Here is a 15,258-nt window from a genome sequence, read left to right as displayed (position 1 = left end):
AAGGCGTTAGACGCGAGCGAGTCTACGAAATGAAAATGACAGAACCATTGCAGATTAGTGACAACGGCCCTCGTGCTGAGGGCCGAAATTAAGGATTACACGCGATCCTTCCATACCGTCTGCGCGTTACAGAACTCGTGCAACCCAAAGTGGGAAAGCTCGCGTCCAAAGCCGCTTTTCTTCACGCCACCGAAGGCCACGCGCGCATCGCTGGCGCTATAGCCGTTGATAAACACGCCGCCGCACTCCAGCTCGCGCGAGAATTTATCCGCAAGCTCTGCGTCAGCGGTGAAGACCGTCGCAGACAGGCCAAAGTCGCTGTCGTTGGCAAGCGTCAGGGCGTGATCCGCGTCTTTCGCGACCGTAATGGCCGCGACCGGACCAAACAGCTCCTGACGGAAGGCCGTCATCGACGGGGTAACGTTCGCCAGCACGGTTGGCGCGTAATAGTTCCCCTCACCGCCGATCTTCTCTCCGCCCAGCAGCAGCGTTGCCCCTTCTGCAAGCGCCGCCTGCACCTGCTGATGCAGTTCATCGCGCAGGTCAAACCGCGCCATCGGGCCCAGGTAGTTCTCTTCTTCTTCCGGCGCGCCCATCTTTAACGCAGCAACTGCATCGACAAAGCGCTGTGTAAAGTTCTTCGCAATACCCTCTTCCACAATGAAGCGTTTGGCCGCCGCGCACACCTGCCCGGTATTCTGATAGCGACCCGCCACCGCCGCCTTCACGGCAAGATCCAGGTCGGCATCGTTGAGGACGATGAACGGGTCTGAGCCACCCAGCTCAAGCACGCATTTTTTCAGCGCGGCCCCCGCCTGAGCACCAATGGCAGCCCCGGCACGCACGCTGCCGGTGACGGTCACCGCCGCAATACGACGATCGTTAATCGCCTGGCTGACGCCGTCATTGGTGGCGTTCACCCAGCCGAACACGCCTTCTGGGAAACCCGCATCCGCAAAGATCTGCGCGATAAGATCCGCAGAGCCGAGCACGTTGGGGGCGTGTTTGAGCAGATAGCTGTTACCGGCCAGCAGAATTGGCACCGCGCCGCGCAGCACCTGCCAGAGAGGGAAGTTCCACGGCATCACCGCGAGGATCGGCCCCAGAGGACGGTATTCAATGACCGCGTTCTGGTTTTCCACCAGCGTAGGCTCCGCACGCAGCATCGCCGGGCCGTGCTCGGCATACCAGTCGCACAGACCCGCGGATTTTGCCACTTCCGCCCGCGCCTGCAGGATGGGTTTGCCCATTTCACGGGAGATCGTCTGCGCCATCTCTTCCGCGCGGTGTCGCAGCGCTGCGCCGAGATCGCGCAGCTTTTGCGCCCTGTGGGCAACGCTTTCACGACGCCACTGGCGGTACCCCGCGTCGGACTGAGAAATTGCGCGGTCAACCTGTTCCGGCGTCGCCCAAGGCCAGGTTGAGAGGGTTTCACCCGTGGCCGGGCTGACAGAGAAGGCATGTGTAGCAGATGAATAAGTCATGTTGTTCTCCACGTGTTTCGGTTGATTAATTGTGGCTCACTCTGCTATTTCTTAAAAATGAATAATACTAACCACCTTATTCACGAAACGAGAACATTATGGATTTAACCCAGCTTGAAATGTTTAACGCCGTCGCACTGACGGGCAGTATCACCCAGGCGGCGCAGAAGGTGCATCGCGTGCCGTCTAACCTGACGACCCGCATTCGCCAGCTGGAAGCCGATCTTGGCGTTGAGCTGTTTATTCGTGAGAACCAACGTTTGCGTTTATCCCCGGCCGGGCATAACTTCCTGCGCTACAGCAAGCAAATCCTCGCCCTGGTGGATGAAGCGCGCATGGTTGTAGCGGGAGATGAGCCGCAGGGGTTATTTGCCCTCGGCGCGCTGGAAAGTACCGCAGCCGTGCGTATTCCTGAAACGCTGGCGCAGTTTAACCAGCGCTATCCGCGCATCCAGTTTGCCCTTTCTACCGGGCCATCCGGAACGATGATCGATGGCGTACTGGAGGGAACCCTCAGCGCCGCCTTCGTCGACGGGCCGCTGTCGCACCCGGAGCTGGAAGGCATGCCGGTCTATCGGGAGGAGATGATGCTGGTCACGCCTGCCGGGCACGCGGAGGTCGCACGCGCCGCGCAGGTTAGCGGCAGCGACGTTTACGCTTTTCGCGCCAACTGCTCGTACCGTCGACACCTGGAGAGCTGGTTTCATGCTGACCGCGCCGCGCCCGGCCGCATTCATGAGATGGAGTCCTATCACGGCATGCTCGCCTGCGTTATCGCGGGCGCAGGCATCGCGCTGATGCCGCGCTCAATGCTGGAGAGTATGCCCGGGCATCATCAGATTGAAGCCTGGCCGCTGGCGGAAAACTGGCGGTGGCTCACGACCTGGCTGGTGTGGCGACGCGGGGCGATGACCCGCCAGCTGGAGGCCTTTATAGCGCTGCTAAACGAACGTCTTCAACCAGCGCCTTCTCCATAAACAGGCTGAGCGGGTCGTCAACGTACGGGGCAAACGCCGGGCGTAAATCGTATCCGCACTGTTCATAAAGACGCACCGCGGCGCGCTGTTTAATACCGGTCTCCAGCCGTACCGTGTGGCAATGACGGCTCAGGGCCTCATCTTCCAGGGCGGCCAGCAGCGTCTCGCCGAGATGCTGCCCGCGATGGGTCGGATCGATATAAACCCGCTTCATCTCGCCCGTTCCGTCGCCGTTGAGCACGATTGCGCCGCAGCCAACGGCCTGAAGCTGCTGGTCGCGAATGACCATCAGGATCAGCGAGGCTTCCGGCAGCGAAGCCAGATCGAGCAGATGATTGCTTTCAGCGGGATAGAGTTCGCTCTGATAGCGGTCAAGCGCCGCGATCAGACTGAGGATGTCCGGGTGACGTGCAGATTCAGAGGTAATGGAATACATGGCAGGCTCCTTGCTTTTTTATGAGGCTAAATTTCAACATAGCGCAGGCCTGCCAGGGTGCTTCATAGTATTAACTTATCGCTCCGCTCTGTTAGCGCAAAAAGACACGCCCTTTCAGATACAGGGTGGCCTGACCGGCGATCAGCACGCGATCGCCCTTCAGCTCGCAGCGCAGATCTCCGCCACGGTGTGACACCTGGCGGGCGTTGAGCGACGTTTTGCCCAACTTTTCGCTCCAGTAAGGGATCAGCATGCTGTGGGCAGATCCGGTGACCGGGTCTTCCGGCACCCCTTCGCCCGGGCAGAAGAAGCGGCTGACGAAGTCATATTCTTCTCCCGGCGCCGTCACGCAGACCATTTTATCCAGCGGAAGCAGCGCCCCAATATCCGGCGTTAACGCTTCCACCTGCTGCTGGCTCTCCAGCACCACCAGGTAATCACGTCCGACGCGCACCTCTTTTGCCTCTGTGATGCCCAGCGCGCTAAACAGCAGCGCAGGTGGGTTCTCGACAACCTCCGTTGACCACGCCGGGAAGTTCAGCGTCAGCCAGTCGCCGCTGCGTTTCACCGTCAGCTCGCCCACGAAGCGCGTGGTGAAGGTGATTTCGGTGTGCGGATAATCAAGGTATTCGAAAATGACGTGCGATGCGGCCAGCGTAGCGTGACCGCAGAGGTTAATTTCATCCAGCGTGGTGAACCAGCGCAGCTCAAACCCGCCGTCGGTGCGCACGAAAAAGGCGGTTTCAGACTGGTTATGCTGCTGCGCCATTTTGAGCAGCGTCTCGTCAGGCAGCCACTCTTCCAGAGGACATACCGCTGCCGCGTTGCCGCCAAAGGTTTTGTCGCTAAAGGCATCCACCAGATAAAAATCAATTTCCTGCATTGTCTCTTCCTCTCTTGTTATGGGTATTTAGCGCAGAAAAACTGTGCCTTTCAGATAAAGTGAAGCCTGTCCGCTCATCAGCACGCGCGAGCCTTTCAGCTCACAGCGCACGTCGCCGCCGCGCGCGGAAACCTGACGGGCAAGCATGGCTGTTTTCCCCAGCTGTTCACCCCAGTACGGGATCAGCATCGTGTGCGCGGAGCCGGTGACCGGGTCTTCCGGAACGGAAACGCCGGGGGAGAAAAAGCGGCTGACAAAATCGTATTTCCCCTCGCCGCGCGCCGTCACGCTTACCTTATGCTCGCCCGGCGTCATCGCCGAAAAGTGTGGCGCAAGCGCCTCGACCAGCTGGCGATTTTCCAGCACGATCAGCCAGGCGCGCCCCTTACGGGCTTCAACGTAGCGGCTGATACCCAGCGCCGAGAGCATCTCCGGCGGAGGTGTCTCTTGATGGGTTGGACATGCCGGGAAGTCCAGCGTCATCCATTCCCCCTCCCGGGTTACCGTCAGGCGACCAGAGGCGGTGTCAAAGTGGATCCGCGAGTCGGGGTAATCCAGTTCATTAAACAGAACGTACGCAGCGGCAAGGGTGGCGTGGCCGCAGAGATTGACCTCTGTAAGCGTGGTAAACCAGCGTAGCTCAATGCCCCCTTTAGTGCAGACGAAAAAAGCCGTTTCCGACTGATTATGCTGCTGCGCCATCTTCAGCAAGGTCTCATCGGGCAACCATTCCTTGAGCGGACAAACGGCAGCCGGGTTGCCGCCGAACGTGATATCGCTGAACGCATCGATCAGATAAAAATCAATCTCCTGCATTGTCTTACCGCCTGTTTTTATTGTGTTGTTCTTTTATATTCAATGAAAACAGCGTTCCCGGCTACCGCTTTCACAAGGTAAATTTTGAGATCTGCATCACATAATGGTTGAGTTTTCGCCGTTCAACGTTTTAAGATCGTCTCCTCTTCTTTTCAGCAACGAATCTCCGACATCCCTATGACAACGAACACAGTTTCCCGCAGGGTTGCGTGGCTACGCGTGGTCACGCTGGCCATTGCCGCGTTTATTTTTAACACCACAGAATTTGTTCCGGTTGGGCTGTTGTCTGACATCGCTGAAAGTTTTCAGATGGAAACGGCTCAGGTAGGCATTATGTTGACCATCTACGCCTGGGTAGTGGCGCTGATGTCCTTGCCGTTTATGCTGCTGACCAGCCAGATGGAGCGACGCAGACTGTTGATCGGCCTGTTTGTCTTATTTATTGCAAGCCACGTACTGTCGTTTATGGCGTGGAGTTTTACGGTGCTGGTCATTAGCCGCATCGGCATTGCCTTTGCCCATGCGGTGTTCTGGTCGATCACCGCCTCGCTGGCTATTCGACTCGCACCGGCGGGTAAACGCGCCCAGGCGCTGAGCCTGATTGCCACCGGTACCGCACTGGCGATGGTGCTGGGTCTGCCGATTGGCCGCATCGTGGGGCAATACTTCGGCTGGCGTACCACCTTCTTCGCTATCGGCATGGGCGCGCTGGTGACGCTGGTGTGTCTGATTAAACTTCTGCCCGCGCTGCCGAGCGAACATTCCGGCTCGCTGAAAAGCCTGCCGCTGCTGATGCGTCGCCCTGCGCTGCTGAGCATCTACCTGCTGACCGCCATCGTCGTGACGGCACACTACACGGCGTACAGCTACATTGAACCGTTTGTGCAGGTGGTGGCGGGCTTTAGCGCCAACTTTGCCACCGTATTACTGCTGATCCTCGGCGGCGCGGGCATTATTGGCAGCGTGCTGTTCGGCAAGCTGGGTAACCGGCACGCCTCGACGCTGGTGAGCTGCGCTATTGGTCTGCTGCTGGCCTGCCTGCTGTTGCTGCTACCTGCCGCGGGCAGCGAAAGCCATCTGGCAATCCTCAGCCTGTTCTGGGGCGTGGCGATCATGATTATTGGCCTGGGCATGCAGGTGAAAGTCCTGGCCCTGGCACCGGATGCAACGGATGTCGCCATGTCGCTGTTCTCGGGAATTTTCAATCTCGGCATTGGCGCGGGTGCGCTGGTGGGAAATCAGGTCATACTGCATATGTCGATGTCGGCAATTGGCTATCTGGGTGCCATTCCGGCACTGGTGGCGCTGATCTGGTCAGTGCTCATCTTCCGTAAGTGGCCGGTGGCGCTGGAGGAACAGGGGCAGCACGGGTAAGGTTTATTTATGCCGGGTAGCGCTGCGCTTACCCGGCAATCACATCAATGATAGGTCTTAATAATCTCCAGCACGCCGTTAATAATAAACTGCACGCCCATACAGACCAGTAAGAAGCCCATCAGACGGGAAATTGCCTCGATACCGCCCTTACCTACCCAGCGCATAATAGCGCCGGAGCTGCGCAGCGACACCCACACGATAAGACCGATAATCGCAAAAATCAGCGGCGGTGCCACCGTCAGGACCCAGTCCGGGAAGGTTGCGCTGTCGCGCACCGTCGACGCGGAGCTGATGATCATCGCGATGGTCCCCGGCCCCGCCGTACTGGGCATGGCAATCGGCACAAAGGCGATATTCGCACTCGGTTCGGTTTCCAGCTCTTCCGATTTGCTGGTCGCTTCCGGCGACTCATGCGCTTTTTGCGCCGGGAACAACATGCGGAAACCAATGAAGGCCACAATCAGCCCACCGGCGATACGCAGGCCAGGGATGGAAATCCCGAAGGTATTCATCACCACCTGTCCGGCGTAATAAGCCACCATCATGATGGCAAACACATACACCGAGGCCATCATCGACTGATGGTTGCGCTCGGCGCTGTTCATGTTCCCTGCCAGCCCGAGGAACAGCGCTACCGTCGTTAACGGGTTAGCCAACGGCAGCAAGACCACCAGCCCAAGGCTGATTGCTTTTATTAAATCCAACATAGTGCGTTGTCGTCCTTATCCATATTTAACACAGCAATTATAGGGGGAAAGTGTGACATTCAGCCATGGGCGCAACGTAACGATTATTTTCCTTCTGAAAAGATAACAGGAAGTTATCTCTATGATTTGAAACACCTTAAAAAAAGTTCATGAAACGTTTTAGCAATTCGTGGCATCGGCTGATTCATTCAGTTGACTTATACTTGCCTGAGCAATAATATCTGCCGTGACTAACTACTTGCCAGGGCAACCATTGTGAAAAGCACCAGTGATATCTTTAACGACGTTGTTCCGCTGGGTCGTCTTATTCATATGGTCAATCAGAAAAAAGATCGCCTGCTCAATGACTACCTGTCACCGCTGGATATCACCGCAACACAGTTCAAAGTGCTGTGTTCCATTCGCTGCGAAGTGTGTATCACGCCGGTTGAGCTCAAAAAGGTGCTCTCTGTCGATCTGGGTGCGTTAACCCGCATGCTCGATCGTCTCGTCTGCAAAGGATGGATAGAACGAAGCCCTAACCCGAATGACAAACGCGGCGTACTGGTGAAGCTAACCAGCGATGGCGCGGCCATGTGCGAGAAATGTCATCAATTAGTAGGACAAACACTGCATCAGGAACTAACAAAAAACTTAACGGCAGATGAAGTGGCAACCCTTGAGCTTCTGCTGAAGAAAATCCTGCCGTAAACAGAAAAAAGAGGTATGACGATGTCCAGACGCAATACTGACGCTATCACCATTCATAGCATTTTGGACTGGATCGAGGATAACCTGGAATCGCCGCTCTCCCTTGAAAAAGTGTCAGAGCGTTCGGGTTACTCCAAATGGCACCTGCAACGGATGTTCAAAAAAGAGACCGGCCATTCATTAGGTCAATATATTCGCAGCCGCAAGCTGACGGAAATTGCCCAGAAACTGAAAGAAAGCAACGAGCCGATCCTTTATCTGGCGGAGCGTTACGGCTTTGAATCGCAGCAAACCCTGACGCGTACTTTCAAAAACTATTTTGACGTGCCGCCTCATAAGTACCGAATCACGAGCGTGCCGGGCGAATCCCGATACCTGTATCCGTTAAAACACTGTAGTTAATTATCGCCTGTAACAGACGTAACCGAGGAAATCATGAAAGCTATCGCCTCCGCCGCCCTCGCCTTGCTGGTGCTGTTCTCCAGCCAGACCTTCGCGGAGCAAACCCCTCGTGCAACGCAGCAAAATAATCCTGATTCGATGATTTTGCCGTCAGCACATGACCAGTCGCCTTATGATTTCAACCACATGGGTGCTGGTAGCGACAAATCCGACGAATTAGGCGTGCCTTATTATAATCAGCACGGCTTCTGATTCGTTTTTGCCCCGCAGACGCGGGGCTTTTTTTATGCCTTTTCGCTTACCCGCGTCGTCCGACGCACCCGCAGACCAAACACGTTAATATACAGCCCGGCCATGATCAGCACGGCGCCAAACAGCTGCAGCGCGCTCAGCGTTTCATCCAGCAATATCGCCGCACTGGCAAGTCCTACCACCGGCACCAGCAGGGATAACGGCGCGACGCGCCAGGTTTCATAACGCCCCAGCAGCGATCCCCAGATCCCGTAGCCCACTATGGTGGCGACAAAGGCCAGATAGACAAGAGAAAGGATCGTGGTCATATCAATGTCGACAAGGCTGTTCAGCATCACCGCCGGACCGTCCAGAATGCACGACGCCAGCAGAAACGGGATAACCGGGATCAGCGCACTCCAGACCACCAGCGACATCACCGCCGGGCGCGCCTCGTGCTGCATGATCAGCTTGTTGAAGATATTCCCGCAGGCCCAGCTCAGCCCCGCCGCCAGCGTCAGCATAAACCCGAGCAGCGCCACATGCTGACCATTCAGGCTGGCCTCGATCAGCACCAGCACGCCGAACACCGCCAGGGTGATCCCCGCCAGCTGTTTGCCCTGCAGGCGCTCGCCAAACACAAACGCCCCGAGAATAATGGTAAAGAACGCCTGCGCCTGTAACACCAGCGAGGCAAGACCCGCCGGCATACCGAACTTGATGGCGCAAAAGAGAAACGCGAACTGGCCAAAGCTAATGGTCAGACCGTAGCCCAGCAGCAGTTTAAAGGGGATCTTTGGACGCGCCACAAAGAAGATGGCCGGAAACGCGACCAGCATAAAGCGTAAACCGGCCAGCATCAGCGGCGGCATGTTGTGCAGCCCCAGCTTAATGACCACAAAATTGAGCCCCCATACTACGACCACCAGCAAAGCCAGCAGCCCGTCTTTACGCGTCATACCCTGCCCCTGAATTATTAATAATTTGTTAACACTTCAAGGTAACAGAAAAAAGCACGCTGCGAGAAGATCATTAATTCTGGCAGGCAGCTGAAGCACTTAGGGATAAATCAGGCGCTATACAAGCCCCTTATGTCATGGTAATCCTGTTAACACACATCTAATAAAAGCATAAGCAACTGTCGGGCAGGAATATGAAACCATCTCTCAGGCGCTCAACCGCAGCGCTGCTGGCATCGTCATTGTTGTTAACCATCGGTAGAGGGGCAACGCTACCGTTCATGACCATTTATCTCACGCGCGTTTACAGCATGAGCGTTGAGAATATTGGTTATGCCCTGACCGTGGCGCTGACTATTGGCGTGGTATTCAGCCTGGGATTTGGCATTCTGGCCGATAAGTTTGATAAAAAACGCTACATGCTGATCGCGATCGTGGCGTTTATCGCCGGCTTTGTGGCGATTCCGCTGGTCAATAACGTCACGCTGGTGGTGCTGTTCTTTGCGCTGATCAACTGCGCCTACTCCGTCTTTTCGACGGTGCTGAAAGCCTGGTTCTCCGACGTGCTTACCTCCAGCCAGAAGGCGCGGGTCTTCTCGCTTAACTACAGCTTCCTGAACATTGGCTGGACGGTCGGCCCGCCGATTGGCACCCTGCTGGTGATGTATAGCCTGCAGCTGCCGTTCTGGCTGGCGGCCTTTTGCGCCGCCCTGCCGCTGGGCTTTATCCATTTCTTTGTACAGAAAAGCGTGGCGTTAGATACCGCAGAGGAGAAGACGCCGTGGCAGCCATCGGTATTGCTGAAAGACCGCGCGCTGTTCTGGTACACGCTCTCTGGCCTGCTGGCGTCGTACGTGGGCGGGTCGTTCGCGAGCTGTATTTCGCAATACGTTCTGGCCGCGCATGCGGACAGTGATTTCGCCGAAAAGGTGGTCGCCGTGGTGCTGCCCGTCAACGCCGCCGTGGTGGTGACGCTGCAATATGCGCTGGGCCGCAAGCTCTCAGCCAGCAATATTCGCCCGCTGATGACCCTCGCCACCCTGTTTTTTATCCTGGGGCTGGGCGGCTTTATGCTCTCCGGGGAAAATCTGGTTTACTGGGGCATCGCTGCCGCCATTTTCACGCTGGGGGAGATTATCTATGCGCCGGGTGAATACATGCTGATCGACAACATTGCCCCACCGGGAATGAAGGCGAGCTATTTCTCCGCCCAGGCGCTGGGCTGGCTCGGCGCGGCGGCAAACCCGATGATCACCGGTATTATCCTGACCAATCTGCCGCACTGGTCCTTGTTTGCGATCATGATGGTCGCCATCGTCATGGCCTGGCTGATGATTCTGCGCGGGATGAGCGTGAAGGCCTGGTGCGAGTCACCCAAAGCGGCGTAGCAAATGCAGGCCGGGTAAGGCGAAGCCGCCACCCGGCAATAAAGCATCAGTGGTGCAACATCTCCTCCACCACCTGCTCTTTGTACATCTCATTCGGATAATAGGTCGGCCAGTTATCCATCTCTTTCAGCAGCGCCTCGTGGGAGGTATTGCCCATGAAAATGTGGAAGTGCGAAGAGGCCTTCGGTCCGATGGTGTGGTCGCTGAACTGCACAAATTTCGGCGCTTTGCTGCTGGCGTCCTTACACTCAAACAGATAGCGAACGCCTTTCTTACCTGACGCGTAGGTCAGTATTTTGTAGCCGCTGTAATTATACTGACAGCGGCTGACCGCTTTGCCCTGATGGAATTCCATCACGTTATTTTCGATGCCGATGGCATCTACGTCCGTCGCATAGCCCGTGCGGTAGTAGGCTTTCACCTCGTCAAAGGATTTGCTTTTATCCTTCTGCGCTTTCTGCTTAAAGACCGGATCCAGCGAACCATCGAGCAGGAACGGATAGACCGACTGCCAGGTCCCGTCCCAGTCAGACAATGCTCTGTCCTTCACGTCCTTATCCTCAAACACGCCGTTCGCCGCCTTCTGTTCCGCTTCGGTCATCTGATGGCCGTGCGAATGAGCAAACAGCTGGCCGCTGACCAGCAGCGCCCCCAGAGTCATGGCAAATTTTCCAATATATTCAGCCAAGATAACATCCTCATTCCGTTTTATAAGAATGAGAATGTTATAATATAACATTTCAGATCGCAACCAGGCCGCGAACGCCCTCCTGCTCCATGTTTTCACCCCGCCCGCGCTGAATAATCGTGCCGCGCGACATCAGCAGATAGCTGTCGGCCAGCTCGGCGGCAAAGTCGTAAAACTGCTCCACCAGCAGGATCGCCATGTCGCCTCTGCTTGCCAGAGTACGGATCACGTGGCCGATCTCTTTAATAACGGAAGGCTGTATGCCTTCGGTCGGTTCATCCAGGATCAGCAGCTGCGGACGGCTCGCCAGCGCGCGACCAATCGCCAGCTGCTGCTGTTGCCCGCCGGAGAGATCGCCCCCGCGACGATGCTTCATCTCTTTGAGCACCGGGAACAGCTGCCAGATCTCCTCCGGCACCTGCTTCGCCTCGCGTGCGGAAAATCGCGACAGCCCCATCAGGAGATTCTCCTCTACGCTCAGGCGCGGGAAAATCTCTCGGCCCTGCGGGACATACGCCACGCCAGACTGCACCCGCTGGTGCGGTTTACTGTGGGTGATCGTTTTTCCCTGCCAGATAACCTCCCCGGTTTTGGCCGGGATCAGCCCCATCAGACACTTCAGCAGCGTGGTTTTCCCTACGCCGTTGCGCCCCAGCAGGCAGGTGACTTCGCCGGTTACAGCCTCAAAGCTGACGCCGCGCAGGATATGGCTGCCGCCGTAATATTGATTCAGTTCATTAACCTGTAACATCATCGCTCCTTAACGTCCCAGATAGACCTCAATCACCTGCTCGTTGGCCTGCACCTCGCGAAGTGAACCTTCCGCCAGCACGCGCCCCTGATGCAGCACCGTCACGCGATCGGCGATGGTTTCGACAAAGCCCATATCGTGCTCAACAACCATCAGGGAATGCTTGCCTGCCAGCGTTTTGAACAGCTCTGCGGTGTATTCCGTTTCCGCGTCGGTCATCCCGGCTGCGGGTTCATCCAGCAGCAGAAGATGCGGGTCCTGCACCAGCAGCATGCCGATCTCCAGAAACTGCTTTTGTCCATGGGAAAGCAGCCCGGCGCGGCGGTCGCGCTCGGCGGTCAGCCGCAGTAAAACCAGCATCTCATCGATCCGGTCGCGCTGCGCGCCATTGAGTTTTGCCCGCAGGCTCGCCCAGACGGACTTATCGCTTTTCATCGCGATCTCCAGGTTTTCCCACACCGTCAGCGCCTCAAAAACCGTGGGCTTCTGGAATTTACGCCCGATGCCCTGGCGGGCAATGGCCGCAGGCTCCAGCGCTGTCAGGTCGATGGACTGGTCGTAAATCGCCCTGCCGCTCTCTGGACGCGTTTTGCCGGTGATGACGTCCATCAGCGTGGTTTTACCGGCCCCGTTGGGACCGATCACGCAGCGCAGCTCGCCCACGCCGATATTCAGCGAGAGATCGGTCAGGGCCTGAAAACCGTCAAAATTGACGTTAATCGCCTCAAGCTGCAGGACCGGGTCGGTCTGCTCGCGGTAGCGATCGCCGGGCAGCTGGCGGGTGAATAACCCTTCGGCTGGCTGCATTATTTTTCTCCCTTACGAAACAGTCCGTAGACGCCGCGCGGTAAAAACAGCGTAACGGCGATAAAAATCAGCCCCAGAAACAGCTGCCAGTATTCCGGCATCGCGACGGTGAAGAAACTTTTCGCCCCGTTCACCAGCGCCGCGCCAATCACCGGCCCCACCAGCGTGCCGCGCCCGCCCAGCGCAACCCAGATGGCGGCCTCTATCGAGTTTGTCGGCGACATTTCGCCCGGGTTGATAATGCCCACCTGCGGCACATAGAGCGCCCCCGCCAGACCGCACAGCACGGCAGAGAGCGTCCACACCAGCAGCTTGAACCCGCGCGGATCGTAGCCGCAAAACGTCAGCCGGTTTTCGGCGTCGCGAACGGCGGTCAAAATGCGGCCAAACTTGCTCTTCGCCAGCACAAACCCTGTGCCTAGGGCCAGGAGCAGCAACAGCACGGTCGCCAGAAACAGCGCGATACGGGTCGTCGTTTCCGTTACCGAAAACCCGAGCAGCGTGGTGAAGCCGGTAAAGCCGTTATTGCCGCCAAAGCCGGTTTCGTTGCGAAAGAACAACAGCATCCCGGCATAGGTCAGCGCCTGGGTCATAATCGAAAAATAGACCCCTTTGATCTTCGAGCGGAAGGCGAACCAGCCAAACACCAGCGCCAGCAGCCCCGGCACCAGCACAATCAGCACCAGCGCCCAGGCAAAATGCTGGGTTCCCCACCAGAACCACGGCAGCTCGCTCCAGGAAAGAAACGACATAAACGCGGGCAGACCGTCACCCGCGGCCTGGCGCATCAGGTACATGCCCATCGCGTAGCCGCCCAGGGCGAAAAAGATGCCGTGCCCAAGAGAGAGCATCCCGGCGTAGCCCCATACCAGATCCAGCGCCACCGCAACGATGGCATAGCAGAGGATCTTGCCAGTCAGCGTCAGCATCCAGGTTGACAGCGCCAGCGGATGCGTCGCAGGCAGTAAGGCGAAAAACGGCAATATCAGCAAGCACACCACCAGCAGGCTGCCTGCAATCTGCGTAGTGCGCGGCGCTTTGCGCGCCAGCGTTAAGGTCAGCGGCTGGCTCATCAGTCAATCACCCTCCCTTTCAGCGCAAACAGCCCCTGCGGGCGTTTTTGAATAAACAGCACGATCGCCACCAGAATCACGATCTTGCCCAGCACCGCCCCCATCTGGGGTTCAAGGATTTTATTAAAGATCCCCAGACCAAACGCCGCGGCCACGCTGCCAGCCAGCTGGCCTACGCCTCCAAGCACCACCACAAGGAAGGAGTCGATGATATAGCTCTGGCCCAGCTCCGGCCCAACGTTACCGAGCTGCGATAACGCCACGCCGCCTAAACCCGCAATCCCGGAGCCAAGCCCGAACGCCAGCATATCGACGCGCCCTGTCGGTACCCCGCAGCAGGCGGCCATGCTGCGGTTCTGCGTCACCGCCCGCACGTTGAGCCCCAGACGGGTTTTATTCAGAATGAGCCAGGTAAAGAACAGCACCAGCAGCACGAAGCCCAGCACCACAATACGGTTCCACGGCAGCGTCAGGTTGGCAAAAACCTGCACCCCGCCTGAAAGCCAGGCCGGGTTAGCCACCTCCAGGTTCTGGGCGCCAAAGGTCATACGCACCAGCTGGATGAGCATCAGGCTGATCCCCCACGTTGCCAGCAGCGTTTCCAGCGGGCGACCGTACAGATGACGGATCACCGTGCGCTCCAGCACCATTCCAATGCCCGCCGTCAGGCAGAACGCGACCGGCAAGGCGATAACGGGATAGAGCGCCAGCCACTGGGGCGCAAGCCCGGCCATCGCCTGCTGCACCATCCAGGTGGCATATGCCCCCAGCATCAGCATCTCGCCGTGGGCCATGTTAATCACGCCCAGCAGGCCGTAGGTGATAGCCAGCCCCAGCGCGGCCAGCAGCAGCACCGACCCGAGGGAGAGCCCCATAAACGCCTGGCCCAGCAGATCGCCCCACATCAGCCGATGCTGGATCTGGCTAAGACTCTCTTCTGCGGCCGCGCGCACGCCGCCATCCGGCTCAGTGTCAGGCTGGGTAAACGGAGTGAGCCTCGACTGTACGTCCGGATCGTCGGACTGACCTAATAGTTCGACGGCCTTGCGGCGCACCTCTGCCTGCGGGCTTGCCAGCTGGAGGTTCGCGACCGCCAGCAGCAGCGCCTGACGCGCCACGGCGTCCGTTTCATCGTTCACACGTTTTTCCAGAAAAGCGAGCATACCGGGCTGGGCATCGCGCTGCAGCTGACGCGCAGCCGCCCGCCTCTCGGTGACACTGTCACTCACCAGCTGATGGGTGGCGATGGCGGTCGCAGCCAGCACGCGCAGCCGGTTCGTCAGACGAACGGCTTTGGTTGGCGCTTCTGCCGCACGGGCGTCCCCAAGCGACACCATTTGCCCGTTACGCTGCGCAAAGGCATGCTTTTGACTGTCGGCATACAGGTTTTCCTTCTGCAGGGACTGAAGCAGCGGAAGCCTGGCGGCATCCGGCGCGGCGGCCCACTGCGTCAACAAATCCGCCTGCTGGCTGCGGCTGGCGGCAACAAAAAGATCGGCATCCGATGCCTGCACCATCCCTGGCAGCAGTCCGGAAAGCCATACAATAGCGATGAACATGCGCATGGCGTTCATGACGTTTCTCCCTGC

At 57.7% G+C, this 15,258-nt stretch carries 17 protein-coding genes; 6 read left to right on the top strand and 11 right to left on the bottom strand.

What is annotated here, in order from left to right; translation table 11 throughout:
* Positions 1-95: 95 nt before the first annotated feature.
* The gene (gene sad / locus LRM19_RS06665) at positions 96-1,484 is read right to left on the bottom strand and encodes a succinate-semialdehyde dehydrogenase (RefSeq protein WP_271367869.1); all 1,389 of its coding nucleotides are present in this window, start codon (positions 1,482-1,484) and stop codon (positions 96-98) included.
* A gap of 98 nt (positions 1,485-1,582) precedes the next feature.
* Between sad and ptrR the strand changes: the two genes are divergently transcribed.
* Positions 1,583-2,461 (top strand): putrescine utilization regulator PtrR, encoded by an 879-nt coding sequence (ptrR, locus tag LRM19_RS06660; protein WP_127730867.1) that lies wholly within the window; start codon positions 1,583-1,585, stop codon positions 2,459-2,461.
* Here the strand turns inward: ptrR and LRM19_RS06655 are convergent.
* From LRM19_RS06655 to LRM19_RS06645, 3 genes are all read right to left on the bottom strand, one after another.
* Positions 2,415-2,897 (bottom strand): GNAT family N-acetyltransferase, encoded by a 483-nt coding sequence (locus LRM19_RS06655; protein WP_271367868.1) that lies wholly within the window; start codon positions 2,895-2,897, stop codon positions 2,415-2,417. The genes ptrR and LRM19_RS06655 overlap by 47 nt on opposite strands.
* Positions 2,898-2,988: 91 nt before the next feature.
* The gene (locus tag LRM19_RS06650; protein WP_271367867.1) at positions 2,989-3,780 is read right to left on the bottom strand and encodes a PhzF family phenazine biosynthesis protein; all 792 of its coding nucleotides are present in this window, start codon (positions 3,778-3,780) and stop codon (positions 2,989-2,991) included.
* A gap of 27 nt (positions 3,781-3,807) precedes the next feature.
* Entirely contained in the window at positions 3,808-4,596 is a 789-nt protein-coding gene (locus LRM19_RS06645; RefSeq protein WP_271367866.1) for a PhzF family phenazine biosynthesis protein, read from the bottom strand.
* A gap of 177 nt (positions 4,597-4,773) precedes the next feature.
* Here LRM19_RS06645 and LRM19_RS06640 point away from each other — a divergent pair, with 177 nt between their 5' ends.
* A complete protein-coding gene (locus LRM19_RS06640) occupies positions 4,774-5,970 on the top strand; it encodes a sugar transporter (RefSeq protein WP_271367865.1) in 1,197 nt (398 codons plus the stop codon).
* Positions 5,971-6,014: 44 nt separating this feature from the next.
* Here LRM19_RS06640 and LRM19_RS06635 read toward each other — a convergent pair whose 3' ends face one another.
* Positions 6,015-6,680: a MarC family NAAT transporter gene (locus LRM19_RS06635; RefSeq protein ID WP_032651801.1), complete on the bottom strand. Its 666-nt coding sequence runs from the start codon at positions 6,678-6,680 to the stop codon at positions 6,015-6,017.
* Positions 6,681-6,935: 255 nt separating this feature from the next.
* Between LRM19_RS06635 and marR the strand changes: the two genes are divergently transcribed.
* Genes marR through marB form a run of 3 tightly spaced genes read left to right on the top strand, consistent with a single transcriptional unit; the run spans position 6,936 to position 8,024 of the window.
* Complete coding sequence (gene marR, locus LRM19_RS06630; RefSeq protein WP_111964608.1) at positions 6,936-7,370, top strand: multiple antibiotic resistance transcriptional regulator MarR; 435 nt, start codon at positions 6,936-6,938, stop codon at positions 7,368-7,370.
* Positions 7,371-7,391: 21 nt separating this feature from the next.
* Positions 7,392-7,772 (top strand): MDR efflux pump AcrAB transcriptional activator MarA, encoded by a 381-nt coding sequence (gene marA / locus LRM19_RS06625; RefSeq protein WP_008502237.1) that lies wholly within the window; start codon positions 7,392-7,394, stop codon positions 7,770-7,772.
* A gap of 33 nt (positions 7,773-7,805) precedes the next feature.
* Complete coding sequence (gene marB / locus LRM19_RS06620; RefSeq protein ID WP_115875048.1) at positions 7,806-8,024, top strand: multiple antibiotic resistance protein MarB; 219 nt, start codon at positions 7,806-7,808, stop codon at positions 8,022-8,024.
* A 32-nt stretch (positions 8,025-8,056) separates the two neighbouring features.
* On the opposite strand, the gene eamA is transcribed toward marB, so the two are convergent.
* Positions 8,057-8,962, bottom strand: coding sequence for an O-acetylserine/cysteine exporter (eamA, locus tag LRM19_RS06615; RefSeq protein ID WP_111964610.1), 906 nt, complete (start codon positions 8,960-8,962; stop codon positions 8,057-8,059).
* A gap of 194 nt (positions 8,963-9,156) precedes the next feature.
* On the opposite strand from eamA, the gene ydeE reads away from it, so the two are divergent.
* Complete coding sequence (ydeE, locus tag LRM19_RS06610; protein WP_248174176.1) at positions 9,157-10,350, top strand: efflux MFS transporter YdeE; 1,194 nt, start codon at positions 9,157-9,159, stop codon at positions 10,348-10,350.
* 46 nt (positions 10,351-10,396) lie between these two features.
* Here the strand turns inward: ydeE and zinT are convergent, their stop codons facing one another.
* The 5 genes from zinT to urtB are packed head-to-tail and all read right to left on the bottom strand — an operon-like array spanning position 10,397 to position 15,243.
* Positions 10,397-11,038, bottom strand: a complete 642-nt coding sequence (gene zinT / locus LRM19_RS06605) for a metal-binding protein ZinT (RefSeq protein WP_271367864.1) — start codon at positions 11,036-11,038, stop codon at positions 10,397-10,399.
* A gap of 52 nt (positions 11,039-11,090) precedes the next feature.
* Complete coding sequence (gene urtE / locus LRM19_RS06600; RefSeq protein WP_111964612.1) at positions 11,091-11,789, bottom strand: urea ABC transporter ATP-binding subunit UrtE; 699 nt, start codon at positions 11,787-11,789, stop codon at positions 11,091-11,093.
* Between the two features lie 9 nt (positions 11,790-11,798).
* The gene (gene urtD, locus LRM19_RS06595) at positions 11,799-12,596 is read right to left on the bottom strand and encodes an urea ABC transporter ATP-binding protein UrtD (RefSeq protein WP_252092923.1); all 798 of its coding nucleotides are present in this window, start codon (positions 12,594-12,596) and stop codon (positions 11,799-11,801) included.
* Positions 12,596-13,669: an urea ABC transporter permease subunit UrtC gene (gene urtC / locus LRM19_RS06590; protein WP_271367863.1), complete on the bottom strand. Its 1,074-nt coding sequence runs from the start codon at positions 13,667-13,669 to the stop codon at positions 12,596-12,598. Before urtC ends, urtD begins: the two co-directional genes overlap by 1 nt.
* Entirely contained in the window at positions 13,669-15,243 is a 1,575-nt protein-coding gene (gene urtB, locus LRM19_RS06585) for an urea ABC transporter permease subunit UrtB (RefSeq protein ID WP_271367862.1), read from the bottom strand. The genes urtC and urtB overlap by 1 nt, the downstream gene beginning before the upstream one ends.
* Positions 15,244-15,258 lie beyond the last annotated feature (15 nt).

Origin of the sequence: Enterobacter sp. PI-10 (assembly GCF_027947695.1) — a bacterium.
GTDB classification, from domain to species: domain Bacteria; phylum Pseudomonadota; class Gammaproteobacteria; order Enterobacterales; family Enterobacteriaceae; genus Enterobacter; species Enterobacter vonholyi.
Note: the sequence above shows the minus strand (reverse complement) of the source record. Positions and strands in the feature narration are given on the sequence as shown.

Excerpts from the sequence above, each read along its gene's own strand:
- sad (WP_271367869.1), bottom strand. The coding sequence starts at position 1,484 with ATGACTTATTCATCTGCTACACATGCCTTCTCTGTCAGCCCGGCCACG.
- ptrR (WP_127730867.1), top strand. The coding sequence starts at position 1,583 with ATGGATTTAACCCAGCTTGAAATGTTTAACGCCGTCGCACTGACGGGC.
- LRM19_RS06655 (WP_271367868.1), bottom strand. The coding sequence starts at position 2,897 with ATGTATTCCATTACCTCTGAATCTGCACGTCACCCGGACATCCTCAGT.
- LRM19_RS06650 (WP_271367867.1), bottom strand. The coding sequence starts at position 3,780 with ATGCAGGAAATTGATTTTTATCTGGTGGATGCCTTTAGCGACAAAACC.
- LRM19_RS06645 (WP_271367866.1), bottom strand. The coding sequence starts at position 4,596 with ATGCAGGAGATTGATTTTTATCTGATCGATGCGTTCAGCGATATCACG.
- LRM19_RS06640 (WP_271367865.1), top strand. The coding sequence starts at position 4,774 with ATGACAACGAACACAGTTTCCCGCAGGGTTGCGTGGCTACGCGTGGTC.
- LRM19_RS06635 (WP_032651801.1), bottom strand. The coding sequence starts at position 6,680 with ATGTTGGATTTAATAAAAGCAATCAGCCTTGGGCTGGTGGTCTTGCTG.
- marA (WP_008502237.1), top strand. The coding sequence starts at position 7,392 with ATGTCCAGACGCAATACTGACGCTATCACCATTCATAGCATTTTGGAC.
- marB (WP_115875048.1), top strand. The coding sequence starts at position 7,806 with ATGAAAGCTATCGCCTCCGCCGCCCTCGCCTTGCTGGTGCTGTTCTCC.
- eamA (WP_111964610.1), bottom strand. The coding sequence starts at position 8,962 with ATGACGCGTAAAGACGGGCTGCTGGCTTTGCTGGTGGTCGTAGTATGG.
- ydeE (WP_248174176.1), top strand. The coding sequence starts at position 9,157 with ATGAAACCATCTCTCAGGCGCTCAACCGCAGCGCTGCTGGCATCGTCA.
- urtE (WP_111964612.1), bottom strand. The coding sequence starts at position 11,789 with ATGTTACAGGTTAATGAACTGAATCAATATTACGGCGGCAGCCATATC.
- urtD (WP_252092923.1), bottom strand. The coding sequence starts at position 12,596 with ATGCAGCCAGCCGAAGGGTTATTCACCCGCCAGCTGCCCGGCGATCGC.
- urtC (WP_271367863.1), bottom strand. The coding sequence starts at position 13,669 with ATGAGCCAGCCGCTGACCTTAACGCTGGCGCGCAAAGCGCCGCGCACT.
- urtB (WP_271367862.1), bottom strand. The coding sequence starts at position 15,243 with ATGAACGCCATGCGCATGTTCATCGCTATTGTATGGCTTTCCGGACTG.